General features: G+C 38.1%; 24 protein-coding genes. 12 read left to right on the top strand and 12 right to left on the bottom strand.

Annotation, left to right across the window (positions count from 1 at the left end; translation table 11 throughout):
* The first annotated feature begins 72 nt into the window (after positions 1 to 72).
* A complete protein-coding gene (locus EGI26_RS10720) occupies positions 73 to 486 on the top strand; it encodes a hypothetical protein (protein ID WP_255078230.1) in 414 nt (137 codons plus the stop codon).
* Positions 487 to 522: 36 nt separating this feature from the next.
* Here EGI26_RS10720 and EGI26_RS10715 read toward each other — a convergent pair whose 3' ends face one another.
* Positions 523 to 1,014, bottom strand: coding sequence for a rhodanese-like domain-containing protein (locus EGI26_RS10715; RefSeq protein WP_255078228.1), 492 nt, complete (start codon positions 1,012 to 1,014; stop codon positions 523 to 525).
* Between the two features lie 81 nt (positions 1,015 to 1,095).
* On the opposite strand from EGI26_RS10715, the gene EGI26_RS10710 reads away from it, so the two are divergent.
* Positions 1,096 to 3,543, top strand: a complete 2,448-nt coding sequence (locus EGI26_RS10710; protein ID WP_255078227.1) for a penicillin acylase family protein — start codon at positions 1,096 to 1,098, stop codon at positions 3,541 to 3,543.
* A gap of 11 nt (positions 3,544 to 3,554) precedes the next feature.
* Complete coding sequence (locus EGI26_RS10705) at positions 3,555 to 3,911, top strand: hypothetical protein (RefSeq protein WP_255078226.1); 357 nt, start codon at positions 3,555 to 3,557, stop codon at positions 3,909 to 3,911.
* A 192-nt stretch (positions 3,912 to 4,103) separates the two neighbouring features.
* Here the strand turns inward: EGI26_RS10705 and EGI26_RS10700 are convergent, their stop codons facing one another.
* The gene (locus tag EGI26_RS10700; protein ID WP_255078225.1) at positions 4,104 to 4,637 is read right to left on the bottom strand and encodes a hypothetical protein; all 534 of its coding nucleotides are present in this window, start codon (positions 4,635 to 4,637) and stop codon (positions 4,104 to 4,106) included.
* A 320-nt stretch (positions 4,638 to 4,957) separates the two neighbouring features.
* Here EGI26_RS10700 and EGI26_RS10695 point away from each other — a divergent pair, with 320 nt between their 5' ends.
* Positions 4,958 to 5,551, top strand: coding sequence for an OmpH family outer membrane protein (locus EGI26_RS10695; RefSeq protein ID WP_255078223.1), 594 nt, complete (start codon positions 4,958 to 4,960; stop codon positions 5,549 to 5,551).
* Positions 5,552 to 5,608: 57 nt separating this feature from the next.
* Here the strand turns inward: EGI26_RS10695 and lptB are convergent, their stop codons facing one another.
* Together lptB and recJ are read right to left on the bottom strand one after the other, a co-directional pair.
* A complete protein-coding gene (gene lptB / locus EGI26_RS10690) occupies positions 5,609 to 6,346 on the bottom strand; it encodes an LPS export ABC transporter ATP-binding protein (protein ID WP_255078222.1) in 738 nt (245 codons plus the stop codon).
* A 71-nt stretch (positions 6,347 to 6,417) separates the two neighbouring features.
* Complete coding sequence (gene recJ / locus EGI26_RS10685; RefSeq protein WP_255078219.1) at positions 6,418 to 8,142, bottom strand: single-stranded-DNA-specific exonuclease RecJ; 1,725 nt, start codon at positions 8,140 to 8,142, stop codon at positions 6,418 to 6,420.
* Between the two features lie 241 nt (positions 8,143 to 8,383).
* On the opposite strand from recJ, the gene trpD reads away from it, so the two are divergent.
* The 3 genes from trpD to EGI26_RS10670 all read left to right on the top strand — a co-directional run bounded on the left by trpD (position 8,384) and on the right by EGI26_RS10670 (position 10,807).
* A complete protein-coding gene (trpD, locus tag EGI26_RS10680; RefSeq protein ID WP_255078216.1) occupies positions 8,384 to 9,367 on the top strand; it encodes an anthranilate phosphoribosyltransferase in 984 nt (327 codons plus the stop codon).
* 32 nt (positions 9,368 to 9,399) lie between these two features.
* The gene (locus EGI26_RS10675; RefSeq protein ID WP_255078215.1) at positions 9,400 to 10,311 is read left to right on the top strand and encodes a sugar phosphate isomerase/epimerase; all 912 of its coding nucleotides are present in this window, start codon (positions 9,400 to 9,402) and stop codon (positions 10,309 to 10,311) included.
* A gap of 142 nt (positions 10,312 to 10,453) precedes the next feature.
* Complete coding sequence (locus tag EGI26_RS10670) at positions 10,454 to 10,807, top strand: hypothetical protein (protein WP_255078212.1); 354 nt, start codon at positions 10,454 to 10,456, stop codon at positions 10,805 to 10,807.
* Between the two features lie 51 nt (positions 10,808 to 10,858).
* On the opposite strand, the gene EGI26_RS10665 is transcribed toward EGI26_RS10670, so the two are convergent.
* From EGI26_RS10665 to EGI26_RS10640, 6 genes are all read right to left on the bottom strand, one after another.
* Positions 10,859 to 12,793, bottom strand: a complete 1,935-nt coding sequence (locus EGI26_RS10665; protein WP_255078211.1) for a c-type cytochrome — start codon at positions 12,791 to 12,793, stop codon at positions 10,859 to 10,861.
* Between the two features lie 13 nt (positions 12,794 to 12,806).
* The gene (locus EGI26_RS10660) at positions 12,807 to 14,606 is read right to left on the bottom strand and encodes a family 16 glycoside hydrolase (protein ID WP_255078209.1); all 1,800 of its coding nucleotides are present in this window, start codon (positions 14,604 to 14,606) and stop codon (positions 12,807 to 12,809) included.
* Between the two features lie 153 nt (positions 14,607 to 14,759).
* Positions 14,760 to 15,002, bottom strand: a complete 243-nt coding sequence (gene atpC / locus EGI26_RS10655) for an ATP synthase F1 subunit epsilon (protein ID WP_255078204.1) — start codon at positions 15,000 to 15,002, stop codon at positions 14,760 to 14,762.
* A gap of 77 nt (positions 15,003 to 15,079) precedes the next feature.
* Positions 15,080 to 15,238, bottom strand: a complete 159-nt coding sequence (locus tag EGI26_RS10650) for a four helix bundle protein (protein ID WP_255078203.1) — start codon at positions 15,236 to 15,238, stop codon at positions 15,080 to 15,082.
* Between the two features lie 258 nt (positions 15,239 to 15,496).
* A complete protein-coding gene (atpD, locus tag EGI26_RS10645; protein WP_255078199.1) occupies positions 15,497 to 17,002 on the bottom strand; it encodes a F0F1 ATP synthase subunit beta in 1,506 nt (501 codons plus the stop codon).
* A 219-nt stretch (positions 17,003 to 17,221) separates the two neighbouring features.
* On the bottom strand, positions 17,222 to 17,611 hold the full coding sequence (locus tag EGI26_RS10640) for a TraR/DksA C4-type zinc finger protein (RefSeq protein WP_255078198.1): 390 nt from the start codon (positions 17,609 to 17,611) through the stop codon (positions 17,222 to 17,224).
* 396 nt (positions 17,612 to 18,007) lie between these two features.
* Between EGI26_RS10640 and EGI26_RS10635 the strand changes: the two genes are divergently transcribed.
* The 4 genes from EGI26_RS10635 to EGI26_RS10620 all read left to right on the top strand — a co-directional run bounded on the left by EGI26_RS10635 (position 18,008) and on the right by EGI26_RS10620 (position 21,076).
* Positions 18,008 to 19,285: a Glu/Leu/Phe/Val dehydrogenase gene (locus EGI26_RS10635; RefSeq protein WP_255078194.1), complete on the top strand. Its 1,278-nt coding sequence runs from the start codon at positions 18,008 to 18,010 to the stop codon at positions 19,283 to 19,285.
* A 318-nt stretch (positions 19,286 to 19,603) separates the two neighbouring features.
* Entirely contained in the window at positions 19,604 to 20,401 is a 798-nt protein-coding gene (locus tag EGI26_RS10630; RefSeq protein WP_255078193.1) for an SDR family oxidoreductase, read from the top strand.
* Between the two features lie 29 nt (positions 20,402 to 20,430).
* Positions 20,431 to 20,937, top strand: a complete 507-nt coding sequence (locus EGI26_RS10625) for a histidine phosphatase family protein (protein ID WP_255078191.1) — start codon at positions 20,431 to 20,433, stop codon at positions 20,935 to 20,937.
* 1 nt (position 20,938) lies between these two features.
* Positions 20,939 to 21,076, top strand: coding sequence for a hypothetical protein (locus tag EGI26_RS10620; RefSeq protein ID WP_255078189.1), 138 nt, complete (start codon positions 20,939 to 20,941; stop codon positions 21,074 to 21,076).
* Between the two features lie 59 nt (positions 21,077 to 21,135).
* Here EGI26_RS10620 and EGI26_RS10615 read toward each other — a convergent pair whose 3' ends face one another.
* Positions 21,136 to 21,639, bottom strand: coding sequence for a GbsR/MarR family transcriptional regulator (locus EGI26_RS10615; RefSeq protein WP_255078187.1), 504 nt, complete (start codon positions 21,637 to 21,639; stop codon positions 21,136 to 21,138).
* A 203-nt stretch (positions 21,640 to 21,842) separates the two neighbouring features.
* Positions 21,843 to 22,502, bottom strand: a complete 660-nt coding sequence (locus EGI26_RS10610) for a metal-dependent transcriptional regulator (RefSeq protein WP_255078186.1) — start codon at positions 22,500 to 22,502, stop codon at positions 21,843 to 21,845.
* A gap of 117 nt (positions 22,503 to 22,619) precedes the next feature.
* Here EGI26_RS10610 and EGI26_RS10605 point away from each other — a divergent pair, with 117 nt between their 5' ends.
* Positions 22,620 to 24,863: a TonB-dependent receptor gene (locus tag EGI26_RS10605; RefSeq protein WP_255078185.1), complete on the top strand. Its 2,244-nt coding sequence runs from the start codon at positions 22,620 to 22,622 to the stop codon at positions 24,861 to 24,863.
* The last annotated feature ends 6 nt before the right edge of the window (positions 24,864 to 24,869 follow it).

Raw genomic sequence — 24,869 nt, 5'->3', positions numbered from 1 at the left:
AGTGGCTTAATATTTTGGTGTTTCGGAAATTGGTTGTATATTCATATAATTTAAACCCTAAATAAATATAATATGAACACGAACAAATTGATTTTTGGAACTCTACTTGGCTTTGTAGGCTACTTTATGGGCGGCTTTTTGATGTACACCATTGTTTTCAAAGACTTATTGGCCAGCACAAACCCTGGCATGTCTGGCGTGCAAGCCGAACCAAACTTGATAGTACTTGTAGTTGGGAATCTGGCAGCAAGTTTTCTTTTAACTTACATTTTTGAGAAATGGGCAGGTATCAGAACATGGATGTCAGGTGCAATATCGGGAGCTTTGATTGGTGCCTTAATTGCTTTTAGCTATGACTGCATGTTGCTAGGTACATCTACGCTTATGACTTGGTCTGGAGTGTTTGTTGACACTTTAGTTTACGCCATCATTTCGGCAATTGCTGGGGCTTTGTCTGGGTGGATGTTAGGATTTAAAAGAGCATAGCAAATAAACTGAAAGGAGTGGCCCAGGCTACTCCTTTTAATATACTTTCTCACCTTTGTTTACCCACACTCCCCATTTTTTGTTGTAGGCATGTATTTTTTGTGTAGGTTTATTTTGCATATCTACCACTTCGTTACCTTGATTTATCCACTCAAAAATACTTCCGTAGCAATTTTTTACGTTGGTGTAGCCCGCTGCAATCAGTTTTTCGCCTATTTTTTCGCTTCTCACACCTATCGAACAATACACCACAATCGGAGCGGTTTTGGGAATATCTTTTATGCTTTCCAAAGAAAAACTATTAAAACCTACGTGTCGAGCATTTTTTAGGTGACTTACTTCAAACTCATTCAGTTCTCTGGCATCCAACAAAACTACTTCAGTATTTTTTGCCTTGAGTTCTTGCACTTTGATAATAGGAACAGTTTTTTTTATTAAACCTCTTAGAAGTACATCAAATGATTTGGATTGAGCAGACACAGCTAAAGATTGAAAAATGGACAAAAGAATAAAAATAATTTTCCTCATCAATGGAATTATTGGTCTCAATAAAACAAAATAAAATCAATAAAATTTCATAAATTTCGAAAAAAACCAAATATACAAACTATGAGATTCATCAAGCACTTTTGGAGCTATCTGGTCATGGTTGGCCTGATATATCTACTCCACAAACCTTTAGGTATGCTTCCTCCTTTGGGAAGATTATTTAGTCCTTTCGAAGGTTTTTTACAGAATTCTACGAACAAAAACGCTCTTTCAGATGAAACTCTAGACCTCAAAGGTATAAAAGAAGAAGTAAAAGTAATTTATGACAACAACCAAGTACCACACATTTTTGCCAACAACGAAGATGACCTATATTTTGCTCAAGGCTATGTGATGGCCAAAGACAGAATTTGGCAGATGGAGTTCTACACCATGGTGGCGGCAGGGCGACTGACCGAAATAGTGGGTGAAAGAGCTTTAGAATATGACAGATACAACAGAAGATTGGGCATGGCCAGAGCAGCAGCCAAAATTGCCGAAAACCTCAAAAGCGACCCTATTTCGTCAAAAATACTAAATTCCTACACCGATGGCGTAAATAGTTTTATTGCTCAGATAGAATATAAAAACTTACCGGTTGAATACAAAATATTGGGCTATAAACCGACCCAATGGACACCCTACAAAACCATTTTGATGCTCATGAATATGAGAAGTACACTTAATGGTGGTAGCGATGACTTCAGAATAAGCAATGTAGCCAATGAATACGGTTTAGATACTATTAAAGACCTTTTCACAAACTATCCTGCCGAAGAATCTCCGATTATACCTGTTGGCACACCTTGGAACTTCAGTCCAATTCCTGTAAAAACTCCTACCAAAATTATGGCTGTTGGTGACGATAATAAAATTATAGCCAAAATACCAAGCCCAGCTCCAGAAATTGGCTCAAACAACTGGGCAGTGGGTGGAGCAAAATCAGCAACTGGACTGCCAATACTATCTAACGACCCACATTTGGGACTTACGCTGCCGTCTATTTGGTACCAAATGCAGTTAAGTTGTCCAACGGTGAATGTATACGGCGTGGCTTTGCCTGGTTGTCCAGGAATAGTGATAGGTTATAATAAAGACATTGCATGGGGTGTTACCAACGTAGGTAGCGACGTAATGGATTTTTACAAAATAAAATTCAGCAATACAGAAAAAACCCACTACATGTACAACAATAAGTGGACGCCAACCACCAAATATGTAGAGGAATTCAGGCTAAAATCTGGCTTAACAGTTAAAGACACGCTGATTTATACGCATCATGGCCCGGTGGTTTACAATGAAGCCAAAGAGAGTAATTTCAATAAAAACGCACCGGCTGGGCACGCCATGCGTTGGGTTGCATTAGAAACTTCTGGTTCAGATCTGATGATTTTTTATTACCTCAACAGAGCTAAAAACTACGACGATTATAGAAAAGCATTGACTTTTTATACGGCTCCTGCCCAGAATTTTATCTTTGCGAGCAATCAAAACGACATAGCCATTACACCGAACGGCAAGCTCCCACTAAAATGGAAAGAACAAGGCAAATACATATTAGATGGCTCTATGCCTGAACACGACTGGCAGGGATGGATACCAGCTGAGCAAAACCCAACAGTTAAGAATCCACCGAGAGGATTCGTGAGTTCGGCCAATCAGTTTTCTACTGACCCAACTTATCCATATTATTTGGGTTGGCGATTTGCAGCTCCAAACCGTGCTGTGAGAATAAATGAGAGACTTGCGGCTATGAAAAATGCAAATGCGGATAGTTTGAGGTCGATTTTGAACGACAACTACAATGTGGCGGCAAGGAGAATTTTACCAACCTTACTTCCCATTTTAGAGACTTCAAAAGACGCAAGCATAGCTCCAGCGAGAGAAATCATGAAGAAATGGAATTTGATGAACGATGCTGATGCAGTGGCAGCAACAATATACGAAAGATGGACAAAAGAGCTTTCTAACTGGATTTGGGAAGATGATTTTCCTTTGGAGCAGTCTATGCTTTATCCTACCGAAGACCGCACTTTTGAGATGTTAAAAAAACAAGCCACAGCAAAATGGTTTGATAACAAGAAAACGAAAGACAAAATAGAAACCATGAACGATATAGTCTTAGGAAGTTTTAAGGCCACCATAGACAGTCTAACACTCCATAATGGCCCTATGACGCCAGAAACTTGGGCTTGGGCTAAGGTAAAAAATACAAGCATCGGGCATTTAGGCAAAATTCCAGGATTTTCTAGAACTGGCATCATAAACGGCGGCGGCCGCGGCATCGTAAACGCCACATCAGAAACACATGGACCCTCTTGGCGAATGGTAATAGAACTGGATAAAGAATGGCCACGTGGTTATGGACTTTACCCAGGCGGACAGTCTGGCAATGTGGGTAGTAAATACTACGACAACATGGTGGACAAATGGGCTGCAGGTAAACTCGATACTTTGGTTTTTATGAAAAACAAAGACGAGAAATCTTCAAAACTGACCAGAACAATAACAATTAACCCTAAAAAATAAAAAACTAGACTATGTTATACTTATTGATATTGATAATTGGGGGCATCGCCTCATACTTTGGCCCTTGGTGGATTATTGCCCCAGTGGCCTTGGCTCTTTGTTGGTGGAAAGCCAAAACACCCAAAGAAGCCTATTTGGTTTCAGCAGCTGCTACCGTGAGTTTATGGATTGGCTATGCCACTTTCTTAAACGCCACAGCCGATGTGAGTTTGGTGGACAAAATAGCCGAGATGTTTACAGGAGGTGTGGGTTTTTTATCCAAAATCCCTAAGATTGGTTTTGTGTTTACTATTATGACAATCATAGCCACGGCCATCGGAGGCTTTGCTGGCATGTCTGGTGTGCAGATGAGAAAATATTTTAAGTAAGGAACGAGCTTGAAAAATCGATTAAACGGTTTTTCAAGCGGTTCTTTCTTGTTTTAATTTACTTTACATTTTCTGCGGGCGAAACTGGCTTTAAACACCTTCAAAGGCAATAGCCTTTTTAGAGTTGAGGATTAAAAATCCTTCTTATCTAGCTTCGGGATTGTCCTACAGAAAATCTCGGAGAGCTATAATTTATTTTTCTCTATCCAAATTACTGTTTTCAATTTTTATATTCTCCAGTTTATTACCTTTAATTGCACCATCAATTATTATTGCTTTACTGTTACTATTATTGGTGTAGTAATTAATTCTATATGAAAAACCTGTAACTTTTTTTTTGTTATAAATAATTGGAACCAGAATTTTAGAAGAGATGGAAGAATTAGGAATTACAATTATTTTTTTTGTGTTGAAGCTTGAAACTGGCCCTACATATCCTTCATCTTTGGATACTTCTGTAATCAATCTTTCACCATAAAAATATTCTTCATTATTGATGCTAAATGTAATATCTCGTTTTGTATGATTCCAAACAGTTACGTCTGCATATTCTATTTTATTTCCCAAATAAATCGAATAATTCATTTTTGAAGTAGGTGAAACATCCTTACAAACAGTATCTATATATACTTTTATAGTTTCAGTTTCAGAAGTGTAAATATTATATTCCTTGGTTGTACTGTTCTGAGTCCAAAAATACATTATAAGATATAGTAACCAATTCATATTATTTGTATTTATCTGAGATAGTTATTATGATATTCTAAAATTTTCCATGCTGTGTGAAGGTCCTGACCTTCGCACGAGTGTATTTCGGTCTTTGACCGAAGTAAAGCATTTTAAGTTTTACCACTCAATAATTTTAATTATGAGATGAGTTCAATTGGTGAATGCAACATTTGATAAAATTATTCTACCAAAAAACAGTCCAAAATCTTTTCGATTTGACTAATTTCCCTATTTATAAATATTTAGACATCCCAAAATCTCCATAATTTTCAATAAATAATTATATTTGCACCCTTATTCAGAAAAAAAACATTTAAATGAAAAAAATAAGCTTACTATTTTTAGGTCTTTCGATGGCCATTTTGGGTTGCGACAAAGCAGCTGGCGACTCAAAATCTGGCGGTCAACCTTCGGGCAGAATTGTATATGTAAACACAGATACATTATTGAACAATTACGAATATTATAAAGACGTAGTGAAAGAATTTGACAGCAAAAGATTTGCTTTGGAGAACGACCTAGCTAAAAGAACGCAGTCCTTCCAAAACGAAGTGGCTTTGTTTCAAAGACGTGCACAAGCTGGTGGAATGTCTGAAGAGCAAGGAAAAAGCACACAGATGGCTTTGCAACAAAAAGAGCAAGACATTATGCAGTTTAGAGACAACGCAGCAGGGAATTTACAACAAGAGCAGGCCAAAAAAACTGATGAATTGTTGACTAACATTCAGACTTATTTGAAAAAATACAACTCTGGAAATAAGTTTGATATGGTAATCGGTTACTCAAAAGGCGGTGGTGTATTGTATGCCAAAGAAGACTTGGACATTACGCAGGAGGTTTTGAAAGGACTGAACGAAGAATACAAAAGCTCGGATAAAAAACCAGTAGCTGACACTACAGCTAAAAAATAAACTTCTTCTGAAAGATATTTTAAAAGGCGAGACTAAAAATCTCGTCTTTTTTTATGCTTAAAACTTACGTTTCAATTCGAAATTCATACCCAAATACACTTTTCTAACCAACTCGTCAGCAGACAATTCTTCTGCAGTGCCTTGTCTTAATATCTTTCCTTCAAAAAGCAAATATGCTCTGTCGGTAATGGAAAGTGTTTCGTTTACGTTGTGGTCGGTTATCAAAATTCCGATGTTTCTGTGCTTTAGTTTTGCTACTATAGTTTGAATTTCTTCCACAGCTATTGGATCAACGCCGGCAAAGGGCTCATCTAGCAAGATAAATTTCGGATCAACGGCCAAAGCTCTGGCTATCTCGGTTCTACGTCTTTCCCCTCCTGAGAGTACAATACCTTTGTTTTTACGCACATGCGTGAGGCTAAATTCTTCCAAAAGAGACTCGGTTTTTTCTTTTCGCTCCAGATTGGTCATTTTGGGTAATGCCAGCTCCATTACACCCAATATATTTTCTTCTACTGTTAAATCTCTAAAAACCGAAGCTTCTTGAGCCAAATATCCGATACCTAACTTGGCACGTTTGTACATCGGAAGACTAGTAATATCCACATCATCAAGCCAAATTTTACCTTCGTTCGGCTTTACCAACCCCACGGCCATATAAAAAGAGGTGGTTTTACCAGCACCATTTGGACCCAAAAGTCCGACAATTTCACCCTGAGCCACTTGATAGCTCACTTCGTTGTTCACGAGCCTCTGTCCGTATTTTTTTATAAGATTTTCGGTGCGTAATATCATTCTTTATCAATTTGGCTGTAAAAATACCAATTTATTCTTTAAGTGAGGTTGTTAAAAAATGTTAGATAGGCCTAAAACTTAATATCCCTCACAAACAATTGCAAAGTAGTTTTATCTCGAAAAGTATTTTCTTCAATCGAATAAGCCATGCTAAATTTATGTCCTGCTTTGAGGTTTTGATAAAAATCATCTACCATTCCGAAACCTATTGCCGAAAAAACCGAACCTGTGTCTTCGTCCAAAATCTCCAGTTTCAGGTGTTTTTCTTTTAAAATTCTTGGTTCTGCGGCCAAGGACAAGTTTTCTGAAACAAAAATAGGCTGCATATTGTGCGGCCCAAACGGAGCCATTTGTTTCATGATCCTATAAAACTTCGGACTGATTTCAGACAAATCTATTTTGATATCAATATTGATTTTAGGAACCAATTGTTCCTCCAAAATCATTTCAGTTACAATTTGGTCGAAAAGAGCCTTGAATTCATCAATTTTATCAATTTCGATGGTCATTCCAGCTGCGTGCATGTGCCCACCAAATTGTATCAACAAATGTGCACTTCGTTCGATAGCCGCATACAAATCAAAACCCGGCACTGACCTTGCCGAACCAGCCGCCACTTTATCTCCTGATTTTGTGAAGATTATAGTTGGTCTATGAAAATTCTCAATACATCTGGAAGCCACAATGCCAATCACGCCTTTGTGCCAATTTTCAGAAAACAAAACCGTGCTTTTGGCTATATTGAGCAGCCAATCGTCCTTCCGAATCATGTCCAAAGCTTCCTCTGTTATTCTCGAATCATGCCCTTTTCGCTCGGTGTTGTTATTTTGAATTTCATAAGCAAAACTCAATGCCTCATCAAAATCATCTGCCAACAGTAACTGAACTGCCGCTTTAGCATGTTTTATTCTCCCAGCCGCATTTATTCTTGGCCCAAGTACAAATACCACATTTTCAATACTCATTTCTCCTGAAAAACCCGCCACTTGTTTGAGAGCTTTCAGGCCAGTCCTAGGATTTTCATTGATTTTTTTTAGACCAAAATAAGCCAAAATTCTATTCTCACCAACGATAGGCACAATATCAGAAGCGATACTAACCATGGCCAAATCTAGAAACTCAAACAAGTTTTCAATCGGAATTTCCTTACGAATACACAATGCGGTAAGGAGCTTAAAACCAACACCATTGCCCGTCAATTCCTTAAATGGATAAGGACAATCTGAGCGTTTGGGGTCTAAAACTGCCACCGCAGCCGGGAGTTCATCACCTGGTTCGTGGTGATCGCAGATGATAAAGTCTATGCCATATTTCGTTTGAGCATATTCAATTTTGTCGATGGACTTTATACCACAATCTAGACTAATCATCAAAGTAGCTCCAATTTCAGCGGCATAATCAATTCCCAAAGTAGAAATCCCATAGCCTTCTTTATATCTGTCGGGGTTATAATATTCGATGTTGGGATAATAGTTTTTCAGAAAACCATAAAACAAAGCTACGGCCGTAGTTCCATCCACATCGTAATCGCCAAAAATCAAAATTATCTCATTTTCGTCAATAGCTTTTATAAGTCTATCTACAGCAATATCCATGTCTCTCATCAAGAACGGATCATGCAAATCATCGATTTGAGGTCTAAAAAAGTGTTTGGCTTCATCAAAATCTTTCACTCCTCGTTGCCAAAGCATTGTAGCCATCGACTTGGAAACAGATAGTTGATTTACCAAATCGCTAACAATTTGGAGGTCTGTAGACTGCGTAGGTGTGGGTTTAAAATTCCAGTTTTTTTCCATAATCAACAAATTTAGAAATTATGGCACAGAAATTGAAATCAAATCAAAAGAAAACAAGCAATGTTGACATTCAGGGCATTCAAGGTTTTACCCAGAAAATGTATTTTCGCTAAATTTGTCAAATAAACCGTTTGAGAGAGTGCCGTGGAGGCACTCTTTTTTTGTTTTTGGGCAAATAATGTTTGAATGACTTGATTAATCCTATTTCGTATACTTATTTTAAGTTTCAAAAAATGTTTTAATGAAAAACCTCCTCAAAAATCTTATTTCTTCCACCGATCTTAGCCTCGAAGAATCTCGCCAAGCCATCCTAAAAATTGGTTCTGGCGAAATAAATCCAGCTCAAATAGCAGCTTTTTTGATGGCAATTCAGCAAAAAGGTATCACGGTAGATGAATTGAAAGGATTTCGTGAAGGAATGCTCGAACTTGCCATTGGCATAGATTTGACCGAATTTGATGCCATGGATGTGTGCGGCACTGGGGGAGACGGAAAAGATACTTTCAATATCTCCACAACCTCAGCATTTGTAGTAGCTGGAGCAGGTCAAAATGTAGCTAAACATGGTAATCATGGCGTAAGTTCGCCAGTAGGAAGCAGTACCGTTTTGGAGCATTTGGGTGTACAATTCACTAATGACGCAGATTTTCTGAGATCTAAATTAGAAAAAGCCGGCATTTGCTATTTACATGCACCCCTATTTCATCCGGCTATGCGATTTGTAGGGCCGATTAGAAAAGAACTAGGCATAAAAACTTTCTTTAATATCTTAGGCCCGCTAATGAATCCTGCCAAAGTGCAGAAGCAACTGAGTGGAGTTTTTGATCAAAAGACGTTTGAATTATATAAAGACCTATTTCTTACGACAGGAACAAAATTTGGTGTTTTACATGCTTTAGATGGTTATGACGAGGTTTCTTTAACGGGTGATTTTAGGCTTGCAAATAACCAGTCAGACAAAGTTCTGGAACCGAATAATTTTGGCTTTGCAAATATTAACGCTCAAGAACTTTCAGGTGGAAACACTTTAGAAGAATCTGGAAAAATAATGACAGATATTCTGAAAAACCAGGGAACCAAAGCCCAAACCGACACCGTAATTATCAATGCGGCTATAGCGTTGAGTGTAGCCCGAGACATCAAAATAGAGGAAGGAATAGCCCAAGCCAAAGAATCTCTCGAAAGTGGAAACGCATTAAGGTGTTTGGAGCTTTTGGTGGCGTAATTTTAAATTTCAATTTATAAGATACTTTAAATATGCTAAAACTAGGATTTGTATCTGCCATATTAGCAGATTATAGCTTTGAAAAAGTTGTCGATTTTGCGGCAAATAATGATTTCAAATGTGTGGAAATGATGTGCTGGCCAGGTGATTCAGCAGACGCACGTAGATATGCAGGGGTAACACACATTGATGTGGAAAACATGGATATCAACCACATAAATAGCTATTTGAAGCAAAAAAACATAAGTATATCTGGCTTAGGCTATTACCCAAATCCACTTGACGCAGATACCAAGAAATCGGAGTTCTACATCGAACACATTAAGAAAATAATCGGATCTTGTAATCAGCTAGGCGTACCTGTAATGAACACATTTATAGGTAGAAATCAGGCATTGAATATGCAAGATAACCTCGAACTGTTCAAAAAGCTTTGGAAGCCCATCATCGAAACTGCCGAAAAAGAAGGCATAAAGATTGGTATAGAGAACTGCCCAATGTTCTTTACAAATGACGAATGGCCAGGAGGTAAAAACTTAGCGATTTCCCCCGCAGTTTGGGATAGAATGTTCGAAACTTTTCCTACTCCCCTATTCGGACTAAACTATGACCCGTCGCACATGGTTTTCCAGATGATGGACGAAATCAAGCCGATTTATCAATACAAAGACCGCCTGCATCATGTACATATCAAAGATGTAAAAGTCTACAAAGACAAACTTGACAGAGTAGGCATTTTAGCCAATCCGCTAGAATATCATTCTCCAAAACTCCCTGGATTGGGTGATGTAAATTGGAGAGCTTTCTTTGCGGCATTGACAGACATTCGTTACCGTGGCCCAGTGGTGTTAGAAGTAGAAGACAAAGCCTATGAAGGCAGCGAAGAAGATGTGCATGCTGCTATCAGAACAGCGAGGAATTATGTGAAGCAATTTTTGGATTAAAAATTCAAAAAATACAAGCATATTAAAATACTATAAATCAAGTATTTAATATTCAATGTCGGAAATTTCTCATAGATTTATTTAAATAAAATTCCAACGCTCAAGCGTGTTTCCGGGTCAATAAGAAAAAACAACATTACAAATGAAAATGCTAACATTATTGGCCATCATGGCTTTCACCTTCACATCTTGCGAACAAACTGAGGTAGTTGTAGGAGAGAATTTCTCAGTAAGCTACAAGCCTACTCAATGCTCAGAGCCATGGGATGAGGCCGCTTATACTGACAAAGGGAATCTGTCAAGACAAGAACGATTCAAACTTTTCTTGAAAGATAAAGGGGTAACCGAACTGAAAGAATTCAAGAACACACAGGATGACAAAATATATTGTACTGCTTGTACTTGTCCTTCAAACGACCTTTTCTCGTTCAAAGTAAGTGAGTCAGACTTAGCAAAATTGAAAACTTTTGAGCCGTTTAAAACTGCTTTGAAGTAAGCATTTGGGTTATAATGAAAAAGGCTGGAGCTTCGCTCCAGCCTTTTTTTGTTATTTCAATGAGTTGATATAACTCGCTATCGTTAGTGCATCTTTCTTAGGCACCTGCGGCATTGGAGCCATTGGTGTGGCAAAATCTGGCCAGTTTTCTGGCTTTGGATTATATATCAATTGTACGATTTTCTCGTTGGTATATTTACGTTTTGCTATTTCTTTAAACGCTGGCCCAACTACTTTCTTATCTTCAGAGTGGCAAGCCAAACAAGTGTGTTTTTGAAGCAATGGCTTCACTGTTGCAAATGTTACTGCCGCTGGCTTCGCTGTTGTAGTAGCTGTAGGCTTACCTTTTCCATCTGGGGAAACTAACTCTTTTGCAGGTTTTGAAGGTGTTGTTGCCTTTGTTTTTCCAGAATTAAAAGTTTTTAATTCAGAAGCGGCAATTTTATTTCCAGCAGGAATGGCGTTTAATGTATAGTAAACCGTAGGATGCACCAACGACCAAGAATTGGCAGCCGAACGAATACCTTCGAGATTTAGCTCATGAATATAGTAAGGTCTCAATCCATCCAAAACGACTCTTAGCGTTTTGCCATCTTCGCTCAATTTCACTCCTTTGATTTTCAAATCTTGTTTGTTTACCGGCGGTGAACCATAAACTGGATGATGTTTGTACAAAAAGCTGCTTGCTGCTATTGAAGCCAAGTCTTCTGCTGACTTTCTATCCACTGGCATCGTAAAGTTGATCTCGAAACCATCAGGCATGGCCTTGCAAGTCAACATTTCGAATGGCACTTTGCCGTTCCAAACCAATCTTTGCAAACCTTGGTTGGCATCACCAGCACTTCCCCAACCACGGTTGGTTTCGCCCACAAACATAGAACCATCTGGTGAGAAAGTCATACGCATTACACCTGACTGAAAACCACCACGGAAATCCCAAGCTGCTCCTTGAAATTCGCCGTTTACTTTTTCCATAAAAACCCTCATGATTTTAGACTGACCTTGGTCACCAATAAAAACTTGACCAGCAAAAGGCCCAAAATCCCCATTGGTTTCGTCTCTAATGATTTCGGAGTTAGAAATACCCAAGATACCATGAGGCAGCCAAACTACTGGCGTCTGCACCATCGGATATTTTTCTTTCAATTCGTAAAGCATCTTAAACTTCTCTTCTACTACATTCTCTGGCTTGATATAATAACCATTGGCACCTCTAACTTTCCTATTGTCTCTTTCAGCAAAAAACTGCTCTTCAGTTAGTTTTACTGGAGAATTTTGTGATGCTGCCCATTGCAAACTCGCGGGATGACCCACGAAAACGCCTTTTCTTACATGCCAAATACCACCAGAACCCATCCAGTCGCCTTGGTTATCAGAATAAAAAAGTTCACCATCTATCATGCCCAAGCCCGCTGGCGAACGCATGCCTGCCGCCCATGGTTCGTATCTTCCATCTTCGTAAATTTTAAATACAGAACCTCTGGTTTTGGCTCTGGCCTCACCTCTCCACCATTCTTCGTCTCCAAAAGCCACATTACCGCTTACAAAAAAACCACCATCAGGTGCAATTTTCGGCCCGAAAGAATACTCGTGATAATGTCCAGAAACTTCCCAAGCATGGATAGTTTCGTAGCTGTCTGCTTTTCCGTCGCCATTTTTATCGGTCAATTTGGTTAGTTCTCCTCTTTGAGCACAATAAAACGAACCATCTTTATAAACCAATCCTAGCACTTCGTGCAAACCTGAAGCAAACTTCCTAAAATAAGGATTTCTTGAACTTGGGTTTTCTACTACCCAAATATCCCCTCTTCTGGTAGCCAAAGCCATTGAGCCATTTGGCATCATGGTTATCCCACCTACTTCGAGCAAAATTCCCTCTGGAACCGGCAAGGTTACTATCTTGTAATAATCCTCTTCTTTTGGCGATTCTTGTGCCCAAGCCACACAGGACATCATTAATAAAAAGCCTAATATTTTAACTTTCATCTCTATCGAATATTTAGAATATGATTGAATAAATGATTTTATTATCAACTGGACTCGCTACCAGTTCATTACCGTTTCTGATAGTAGCCGGGCTACTTATTCTGATGAAATAAGATTTTCCATCTACAGCAAAAAGACCTTCAGCTACTTTCTCTATTATTGAGCCTTCGGCAATTCTGGCTACAACGTTTCCAGCCTTTGAAAGACTGATTTCTCTATTAAATTGTTTTCCTTCTACAATCCTGATTTTGTCTTGAACTTCAGTTCCCAATATTCTGTATTTAAAAGTCGGCAAGTCGTTTTCATCCATTGTATAACCCAAAGGCTTGTAGCCAGTTCCTGATGTATCTTTTGGCCAAGCTGCATTAGCATCTCCAGCTAAAGTTAAATCATGATTCAGTATGGTAACGCTTCCTAAAGGCCTAGAGGAACCGTCTCCCCTATCTTCCCACATCGGTGTGGCATCAAGAAACTGACCTTTCCATATTTGTACAATAGCACCTTTGTCCAAATCATATGTGTAATGCATACCCTCAGGAGAACCAACCGAAATGGCATGTACAATTCTAAAGTTCTTGTCTACCAAAGATTTCTTAAAGTCCATAAAACTCCTCAAAGTTGTGTTTGTATTGGCATTCACCAAAATCGGATCGCTAGGTTTTGAAGCGATCAATGAACCCACCACATGGTGCGGAGTACTTCTAAATCCTGGCCCTTCTGACCAAAAACCAAGAGCTGGCTTTAACCATCCATCTCTTTTATTATTAAAAATCTCGAAAGAGTGCTCGCCCGCAGTAAGATCAATACTGGCTTGGCGTTGTTGCGAAGCTACCGTCCAATTGTTGCCCAAAATCTCTTTGTTGTCAATTTTCAGTGTACTATTACCTCCCAATTGTGTGTAAAAAGTATATTTCCCAGCTACTGGAGCTGTGTAAGTTCCTTTGATTACAAACACATAATCGTTTTGTTTTTTAGTTACTTCCCAAGTCAAATCTTCGGTTTTTCCTTGCTCATCAATTTTCAATTTCGACAAGTCGGCATCGTGCATATAGCTTCCGTAATAGACTTTATAAGAGAGATTTGACACTTTACCAGCAGTTTTATCATACTGATTTACAACAATATTCTTAAAGGCCACTGAGCCATGGTCTCCCTGAATTCTCAAAGGCCCACTTTTGGTTTCTTCTTGTGATATACTTCCCCTAGTCACTCCAGAAAGCTCAACGTTTTCATGAAGCAAAACACCATTTAGCTTGATGTACAAAATCTTTGCATTGGCTATTTTCTTTCCTGATGCATCGAATCTCGGGGCTTGAAATGAGATTTTCATATTCTGCCAAAGACCAGGAGCTTTGTAGGCATTAAATCTCGGGGCATAGCCTTCGTATCCCTTTTGCCCCTCAGGCTTACTGTCATTCCAACGCTCATAAATACCTCCACAATCATAATATTTTGGCACATTTGCACCCCAACTATCATTCAACTGGATTTCATACCTTCCTTGTAGATAAAGACCTGAATTTGATCCTTTGGCCATCATGAAATCGAATTCTATGTCTAAATCGCCATGCTCAAGTTTGCTGAAAAGATCATAGTCTAAGCCATATTTACCTTGTTCGTGTTCGCAAAGTAAAATACCCTTCCCAGCAACAGAACTTACCGAATTTTTCTTATCAATATCCACATTCACATCTCCAACAATCTTCCAATTGGTAGATTTAGAAACAAATGCCGACAAATCATTTAAAGGAATGGGGGTTTGCCCAAATACCATACTTTGGCAAAAAGCCAGAAGTAGAAATAGTTTTTTCATAAAAGAAAGGTTTTTTTGTTACAAAAATAAGGTATCGAAACGCTAATTGCGATATTTTTTAAAAAAATTTATTAAATATTAAACTCCACTAAAAACACAAAAAGGTTGAAACTCTATTGAGCTCCAACCTTTTCAAAAAAAGTAATACTATTCTTAAACTACAGCTTCGGCCAAAACCAAAACCTTGTTATTAAACACTTGTAAAACTCCACCATCTACCAAAATGGTTTCTTTCTTGTTTCCAATTTCATATACCAAATCGCCAGTCTTGAGTGTACTCACCATCGGAGCGTGATCTTTAAGCACTTGAAATTGTCCGTTTTTACCAGGCAAGATAACTGAATCTACCTCGCCGTTAAAAACGTTTTTTTCTGGAGTTATTATTTCTAAATTCATAATTATTCAATTTGGAAATTCGCAAATTTGATAATTCGCAAATTAAGATAAACGTTATCAAGTTATAAATATCCTAATCAATTAACTTTTTTGCTGGATGAAATGATTTTATTTACAATCCTAGCTAATTCCAAAACATCCTCTAACTCTTCATTAACATTTGGATAGTTTTCAGACTCCTTACAAAGCATTAGCCAATATTTCGTTTCATCAATTTCTTTGGCTGCAATCTTCATTTTATGAATAAAATCAGCCTTACTTTCGGCATTTTGAGCTTCATGAATATTAGCACCAATCTAGTTCCCGACTTCAAGAGTTGATTTGAAACTATAAACTTTCTGTTCTGTTCTAATATTTCACAATATCTAACAATCTTTAGTGCGAATTTAAATGATTTTGTTACAACAACATTTTCACCCAAAATATTCATACTAATTTTTGCAACATAATTAGCAAATTTTCAAATTGCCAAATTTGCTAATTAAAAAAGCCAATTATTTAGTCGCCTCAGCAATCAATCTCTCTCCTTTCACTACTGCGTCTTCGATAGTTCCTACCAAGTTAAAGGCTGCCTCTGGAAGGTGATCAAATTCACCTGCCATAATTTGATTGAAGCCTTTGATGGTGTCGTTAATATCTACCAAAACGCCTTTCAAACCTGTAAATTGCTCTGCAACAAAGAATGGCTGAGAAAGGAAACGTTGAACACGACGAGCACGAGATACAACCAATTTATCGTCTTCTGAAAGTTCTTCAAGACCAAGGATGGCGATGATATCTTGCAATTCTTTGTAACGTTGAAGAATGTTCTTCACGTTTTGAGCACAGTCGTAGTGAGCATCACCCAATACTTCTGCCGAAAGAATTCTTGAAGATGAATCCAGTGGGTCCACCGCAGGATATATACCTAGCTCAGCAATTTTACGACTTAATACCGTAGTAGCATCTAAGTGAGCAAACGTTGTAGCTGGAGCAGGGTCAGTCAAGTCATCGGCAGGTACGTAAACGGCCTGTACCGAAGTGATTGATCCTCTTTTTGTTGAGGCAATACGCTCTTGCATCACACCCATTTCTGTAGCCAATGTCGGTTGGTAACCTACTGCTGATGGCATACGACCCAAAAGTGCCGAAACCTCAGAACCCGCTTGTGTAAAACGGAAGATGTTATCAATAAAGAAAAGGATATCACGTCCTTTGCCTTCGCCGTCACCATCGCGAAAGTGTTCCGCTACTGTAAGACCAGAAAGGGCAACTCTAGCACGAGCACCTGGAGGCTCGTTCATTTGACCGAAAATAAATGTCGCTTGAGACTCTTTCAAAGCTTCTCTATCTACTGAGTCAAGATCCCATCCACCTTCTTCCATTGAATGTTTGAAAGCCTCACCATATTTCACGATGCCAGACTCAATCATCTCACGAAGAAGGTCATTACCCTCACGTGTACGCTCACCCACACCAGCAAATACTGAAAGACCAGCATAAGCTTTGGCGATATTGTTGATAAGTTCCTGGATCAATACGGTTTTACCCACACCAGCACCACCGAACAAACCAATTTTACCACCTTTTACATAAGGAGCAAGAAGGTCAATAACTTTTATACCTGTAAATAATACTTCAGTGGCAGTAGCCAAATCCTCAAACTTAGGTGCATTGCGGTGAATCGAAAGCCCAGGAGTGTTTACTGGACCTAAACCATCAATAGCCTCACCAACTACGTTGAAAAGACGACCTTTGATTTCCTCGCCTGTTGGCATTGTGATTGGAGAACCCAAGTGCGTAACTTCTTGTCCTCTTTGAAGACCGTCCGTACTGTCCATTGCGATGGTACGAATTCTATCTTCACCAAGGTGTTGTTGACACTCAAGGATTACTTTTTGACCATTTGACTTTGTTACAGACAAAGCATCTAATATTGCAGGTAGAGAAGCGGCTTCCCCCTCAAAACTTACGTCCACAACGGGTCCGATGATTTGTGAGATTTTACCAATATTTGCCATTTATGAAATATTTAAAATTTATCTACTGATTTTTGGACTGCAAAATTATGAATTATGCATGATAAAACAAATTCGAACCAAATCTTTTTTTGTATTTTTTTTAGAGAATATCAAAAATATGGCACTTTTTATTGTAGTAAACTATGAATGCTCTCTTATGGATTTACTCAAAGTACTCAAACTTTTGATCTAAAACAAAAAACTTGCATGAGGCAAGTTTTAAGATTGTTTCAGTTTGGATTCAATAGTCTGCTGGGTATGAGGAACCGCTCTGAGTCTTTCCTTTGGAATCAACTTGCCCGAATCTCTACAAATACCATAAGTACCGTTCTTGATTCTTATAAGTGCTGCCTCTAACTGAGAAGCAAATTTTTGTAGTCGAGAGGCTGACTGACTCAACTGTTCTTTCTCCCTAACATCAGCTCCATCTTCAAGTGTTTTTGAACCAACAGCTGTGTTATCCGTACCGTTGTCGTTTTTTCTGCTAAGAGTTTCTCTAATGAAATTCACTTCACTGTTGGTAGCGGCCAACTTTTTGATGATAATTTCTTCAAATTCTGCCAATTCGGTTTCCGAATATCTGGTTTTTTCTTCTATTGAATTAGCCATAATAAAAACTTTTTTCTTTGGGTTGTAAATAAGTAGTCTCTTAAAATTTCCGCAAATATAAGTCATTTAAAAAAACTAGCAATCTTTTTTTAAATATTCCTAAAATTGGCTGTTTATCAAGCGGTTGGAAAAACATAAATGATAACAAAAAAATGATTTGAAATTGTGTTTGAGTTAACAAAAAAGCCCGTCGAACAGAATATTGTTTTGTAGAAAAAAATTTTCATATCACATTTTTACCAAAATCAATAGATTCAACTGTTTTTAGCTCAGAACACCTATTTTAATATTTCATTTTAACAAAAAATCAATATAAAAATTTTAAGAATAAATATGACATTTGAAAGATTTGAAAACTTTATAGTAAGTTTGCAATCAAATCAACAAATAAAACAAATGACCTATTTAGAGCCTGCTCCAATAAAGGACAAAGAAAACCCTTTGGAGTCAATGATGTCTAGGTTTGACGCTGCCGTGAAAATCCTTGGAATCAGCGACGAAATGTACAATATATTGAAAGTTCCCGCCCGACAAGTAATCGTAGGATTGCCTGTAACGATGGACAACGGAAAAATCGAAGTTTTTGAAGGTTACCGAGTTATTCACTCCACTATTTTAGGCCCCGGAAAAGGAGGTATTAGGTTAGACCCAGATGTTACCTTGGACGAAGTGCGTGCTTTGGCAGCTTGGATGACTTGGAAATGTGCAGTAGTAGACATACCTTATGGTGGTGCAAAAGGCGGAATAGCCTGCAATCCACGAAACATGTCAGCAGGAGAAATAGAGAGATTGATACGAGCCTACACTTTGTCTATGCTTGATATTTTTGGCCCTGACAAAGATATTCCAGCCCCTGATATGGGAACAGGCCCTAGAGAAATGGCTTGGCTCATGGACGAATATTCAAAAGCAAAAGGTATGACGGTGCAAGCAGTAGTAACTGGTAAGCCATTGGTATTGGGTGGATCACTCGGTAGAACCGAAGCGACGGGCAGAGGAGTAATGGTTTCGGCCTTATCTGGCATGGAAAAACTAAAACTGAATCCATACAGAGCCACCGCAGCCGTACAAGGTTTCGGAAATGTAGGCTCACATGCTGCAGCACTTTTACATGAAAAAGGTGTTTCCATCACTGGCATCAGTGACATCAGTGGAGCATATTACAACGACAATGGAATTGATGTAGAGAAAGCTATGGCATACAGAAATGCAAATAACGGCACATTGGAAGGGTTTGGTGGAGCTGAAAAAATTGATGCAGAAGAGCTGTTATTTCTGCCAGTAGATTTACTTGTTCCGGCCGCAAAAGAGGACGTTATTACTAAAAGCAATGCTGGAAAAATTCAAGCCAAACTTATTGTGGAAGGTGCAAATGGTCCAACATCAGCCAAAGCCGACGATATCATCAATGAAAAAGGTATTATGGTGGTTCCTGATATCTTGGCCAATGCAGGTGGTGTAACGGTGTCTTATTTTGAATGGGTTCAGAACCGTATTGGCTATAAATGGACACTGGATAGAATAAACAGACGTAGCGACAGAGCCATGAAAGATGCTTTCAATAACGTATTCGAAATATCTCAAAAGCATAAAGTGCCTATGAGGCTTGCAGCATATATTTTGGCCATAGACAAGGTTTCTAGCTCGTATAAGTTTAGAGGAGGATATGGATGAGTCGATTGAAGATTGGTTCGATTGAAGATTAACGATTTTAGATTAACGATTGAAGATTGAGTCGATTGAAGATTGAGTCGATTGAAGATTGGTTCGATTGAAGATTAACGATTTTAGATTAACGATTGAAGATTGATTCGATTGAAGATTGGTTCGATTGAAGATTAACGATTTTAGATTAACGATTGAAGATTGATTCGATTGAAGATTTTAGATTTCTTGAAAAAAGACTTTTGCTTTAGGCGAAAGTCTTTTTTTGTTTAAGACACACCAAATATTTTATTAAAATTTTAACTTTGCCTAAACCTAAATTTTTAAATGAAAGACTTAAAGGATAAAATTGTTTGGATTACGGGAGCTTCTTCGGGTATTGGCGAGGCTACAGCTTATAAAATGGCTAAGGAAGGGGCGAAACTCGTGCTTTCGGCAAGAAGAAAAGAAGAACTAGAACGGGTAAAAAAAGCATGCAATCTACCTGAAAACGATATACTTGTACTTCCATTAGACGTAGAAGATTTTGAGTCATTCGAAAAACATAAGAATACCGTATTGGCAAAGTTTGGCAGAATAGATTTACTTTTCAACAACGCTGGGATTTCGCAAAGAGGTGGTGTTTTAGAAAGCAATTTAGAAGTTTTTCAGAAAATAATCAATATAAATCTAATGGGCGTGATAGCACTTACAAAGGTGGTTTTGCCTGAAATGATTAAACAAAAATCGGGTCATTTTGTTGTTACAAGTAGTTTATCAGGCAAATTAGGCTCTCCGATGAGGTCAGGATATTGTGCATCCAAACACGCACTTCACGGTTTTTTTGATGCCTTACGATCAGAGGTTCACAAAGACAATATCAAAGTAACGATGGTTTGTCCGGGATATATCCAAACTGATATTTCAATAAACGCAATTGGCACTGACGGCACTCATCATGGCAAAATGGACAATAACCAAGCTAATGGAATTCCGGTAGAGGTGTGTGCAAGCAAAATCGTAAAAGCCATAAAAGCTGACAAAAGCGAGATTTATATTGGTGGAAAAGAAGTATTAGGCGTATATTTGAAACGATTTTTTCCAAAAATTCTGGAGAAAATTGTTCTAAAACAAGCACCAAAGTAAAACTATAAAGCTCTAACCCTAAAACAACCATGGAAAAAAATTTACTACTTATAAGACACGCCACTGCAGAGGATGTTACCAACTCATCGATGGTACGAGACCGAGACAGAGAACTTACATCAAGGGGTATAATGGAATCTGCTAGAATCGGCAAATACCTAAAAGACAATGAATTAAAAATAGACGCCATTCTGTGTAGCCCAGCAACTAGAACCCACGCAACGGCCAATCTGATAGCCGAGCAGCTAAAGTTTGACACAGAAAACATTGAAATAGCTGAAGGCTTATATGGCAGCGGACCAAGGGGGTATTTGGCACTGCTAAATGGCCTGAATGAAAGTTTGGATACCGCGATTATCGTCGGCCACAACCCCGATATTACGTTTTTTGCTGATTACCTCTGTAGTCAAGACTGTGGCGGTAGCATGTCCAAAGGAACTGTCATTCAATTAAAGTTTGGCGATTTGAAATGGGCAGAGATTTCACAAAAATCAGGTACTTTGGTGAAAAGAGTGGATGTAAAAGACTTAAATTGAGATGAAAAACAACAAAATTTTCAAGATTGTGTTTTTTCTTTTTGTACTAGGTGTGATTATAGTTTTGGTGGACATGGCCAGACAAACTACAGCACCTTGGAACAAGAAAAAGCAGTTAGAAAGAGCCTTGCCCAAGTAGAAGGGTCTGATTTTAGATTGACGATTACCGATTTGCGATTTTTGAATTACTGAATAAGATTATTTAAACATCTTCATAAAAGTAGAAGTCAACCACGATTCTTCGGCTTTGGTTACCAAGTCTAGGGTGTTGTCTGCAAAGCCAGCAACTGCGTAGATATCGTTTACAACTTTCAGAAATTCAGCACTTTCTGGCGAACTATCGCTTACGCCTTTTTTGATTTCTTCCATGGTTTCTAGGATTGGAGAAAGCTCCCTTCTGCGTCTTTCCCTACCTATTTGTCTTGCGGCCTTCCAAATGTCTTTTTCGGCTTGAAAATACTCTTTACGCTCACCAGGAAGTAGTTGTTTATATATTAGACCCCAACTCATGAGATCACGAAGATTCATATTTACGTTGCCTCTTGAAATCTGTAGTTCTTCCATGATTTCGTCGGCATTGAGCGATTTTGGTGAAAGCAAAAGCAATGCGTGAATTTGCGACATAGTTCTGTTTATCCCCCACTGTGTGGCAAGGGTACCCCAGGTATGGATAAACCGATCCTTCGCTTCTTGTAATTCCATAAAATAGGTCTGTTATATAATAGCACGTACAATAAGTTCCAAATTAAAATAGTTATTTTGAATTTTCAAAATATTCTGAAAGTTTTCTTTCTAAAAAAAAGACTATTGGAGTCTTTAGAGTACGTTTTTATACGATTAACAATGATATCATAGATTCACATTCCAAAAACGTGCCAATTTTTATAAGTGTTTTGGAGAAAACACTAAACCGTTAACTGAACCAGTATATTAGCAGCAACCATCTGACTAAGTGTTTTTTCAGAGGCATCATTGACCAAAACTCGCATGGTTTTATCAAAATCTTGAATTTCCAAAATTTCAACCTTATCTCCCAATTTAAGGTTAAGTTTGTCAATTAGCTTCAAAAAACTATCTTGAGACGAACCGACAGACATAAACATAGCTATTTGTTTCTCAGCACATTCCTCCAGTTTCATGTAGTTCTGAACAGCTATGTCGCCGTTGATATCTGGTATGGGTGACCCATGCGGATCAACCTTCGGAAAATCCAACAATTGGTCTATTCGATCAAAAAACCTTTGTGACTTTATGTGCTCTATTTGCTCCGCTATTTCATGTACTTCGTCCCAGCCAAAGCCCAAGTGCTGGACCAAAAACATTTCTACCAGCCGATGTTTACGGATAATAAGTCCAGCAGCCCGTCTTCCACTTTGGGTGAGCATAAGTGGCTTGTACTTTTCGTAAGAAATCAAACCTTTACCCGAGAGTTTCTTGACCATACTGTTTACAGTTGGCATTTTTATGGTCAGGCTCTTGCTCAAATCCAACACCGAAACTTCCTCATTTTCAGTACTTAAATGAAACAAAGCCTTTAAATAATTTTCCTCTGTCAAAGTCATCATGCACAAATTTATCCCATTTTACTTTCTGAAATAAATATTTAATCTAAAAATTTTGTTAGACTATTCTAACTTTTTAGTTTTAATCTGCTACCTTTATGCATTGATTAGAATCATTTTATGAAAAAATATATATTTATAGTATTCACATTGATAGCCATAGCACAGCCAATCATGGGTCAATATGAACTAAAAGGTCAAGTTTTGGCCAGAAGTAATGGAGAAAAACTACCGTTTGCATCTGTAAAAATAAAAGGTACAACCACAGGAACGACCACCAACGAAGACGGTGAGTTTACATTCAAAGATTTAGAAAAAGGCAACCATGTTTTTGTTTTTAGCTATGTAGGCAAACTAGAAAAAATTTCCGAAATAAAAATCGAGAAAAATACCTCTATCAAAATAGAACTGAATGATGACCCCAGCCAATTAAACGAAGTGGTAGTGACTGGCAATCTGAAAGAAATGAGCAAGTCGGAGAGTGCCATTCCGATTGATATTATTACACCCTCTTTTTTTGCAAAAAATCCGACACCAAACATTTTTGAGGCCATGCAAAGTGTAAATGGTGTGCGACCACAAATAAATTGTAACGTCTGCAACACGGGCGATATACACATCAATGGCTTAGAAGGCCCTTACACCATGATTTTGATAGATGGCATGCCCATCGTTTCGTCGCTTGGGTCTGTCTATGGTTTGTTTGGAATACCTAACGGACTGATAGAGAGAATAGAAGTAGTAAAAGGGCCTGCCTCCACCTTGTATGGCTCAGAGGCAGTAGGTGGCCTGATAAACATCATTACGAAAGTACCGCTAAAAAGTCCAAAATTTAGTTTTGAAAGCAACAGCACAAGTTGGGGTGAATGGAATACTGACCTCGGCGTAAAGTATAAAATAGGCAAAGTTAATGCTCTATTGGGTGTTAATTATTTTAACTATAACCAAACAATAGACAAAAACAACGATGGCTTCACTGACCTAAGCCTGCAAAAAAGAGTCTCTATTTTTAATAAATTTCAAAACAAAAATAGTTCGTTGGCTCTAAGGTATTTTTATGAAAATAGGTGGGGTGGAGAGACAAGCTGGACTGAAAAATACAGAGGAACTGACCAGATTTATGGCGAAAGCATATATACAAGGCGATTGGAGGCGATTGGAGCCACTAATTTCTCCAATACATTGTCATTAAACTATTCTTACAATAGTCATAAACAAGACTCTTACTATGGCAATGTGCCTTTGGTAGGCACACAACATATTGGATTTGTGTTGGCAAAATATCAGAAGACTATAGGTCAAAACGATTTGCTGGTGGGTGTGCCTCTAAAATATAATTTTTATGACGACAACACTGTGGCCACCCAATCAGAGAATCAAAATAAGCCTCAGAAATTGTGGATTCCGGGAATATTTGCCCAACACGAAAGAAAAATTGGAGAAAACATAAAAACCATGGAAGGTTTGAGGCTAGACTATAACCAAGCCCATGGATTGATATTTACGCCGAGAATTGCTTTAAAATGGAACAATAAACTCAATATTGTAAGGCTTAACATTGGCAAAGGATACAGGATTGTGAACGTTTTTGCTGAAGAACACGCAGCCATGACCGGTGCACGAGAAGTGCAGATAACTGAAAATCTAAAGCCTGAACAAAGCTGGAATATAAACTTAAACTACAACAAAAAGACCATAATCAACGATGGTTTTATAGGTATTGACGCTTCTCTTTTTTATACCTATTTCTCCAATAAAATCATCCCAGATTATGACACACCAGACAAAATAATTTACAAAAACTTAAATGGCTATTTGGTGTCAAAAGGAGCAAATGCGAATTTGGATTTCACATTTAAAAATGGCCTGAAAATATTAGGTGGCGTAACATTTTTAGATGTAAAAAAGATCGAAAACAGCACAAAATCAGTCCCTTATTTCACAGAAAGACTATCTGCCAACTGTGTTGTTTCCTACGAAATTATTAAACCAAAGATACTGATTGACTATTCTGCCAACATGGTGGGAGCCATGCGTCTTCCCTTACAAAACGAATATGACCCACGCCCTTCAAAATCCCCTGTAAGCAACATCCAGAACCTACAAGTGACTAGGAGCTTTAATGCCAATTTTAAAATTTATGGTGGTATAAAGAATATTTTCAATTTTGTGCCTTATAAAAATCTTCCGTTTATAATTTCTCGAAGTCAAGACCCTTTCGATAAAAAAGTTATATTTGAAGAATCGGGACCAGTACTGAGAAATGTAGAAAACCCTTATGGCCTAACATTTGATCCGACTTACGTGTATGCTTCGCTTCAAAGCCGCCGGATGTTTTTGGGCATTAAATACAATATACAATAAGGCCAA

The organism is Lacihabitans sp. CCS-44 (assembly GCF_024343735.1).
GTDB lineage: Bacteria > Bacteroidota > Bacteroidia > Cytophagales > Spirosomataceae > Leadbetterella.
The sequence above is the reverse complement of the archived record's forward strand: the minus strand, read 5'-3'. Positions and strand labels throughout refer to the sequence as shown.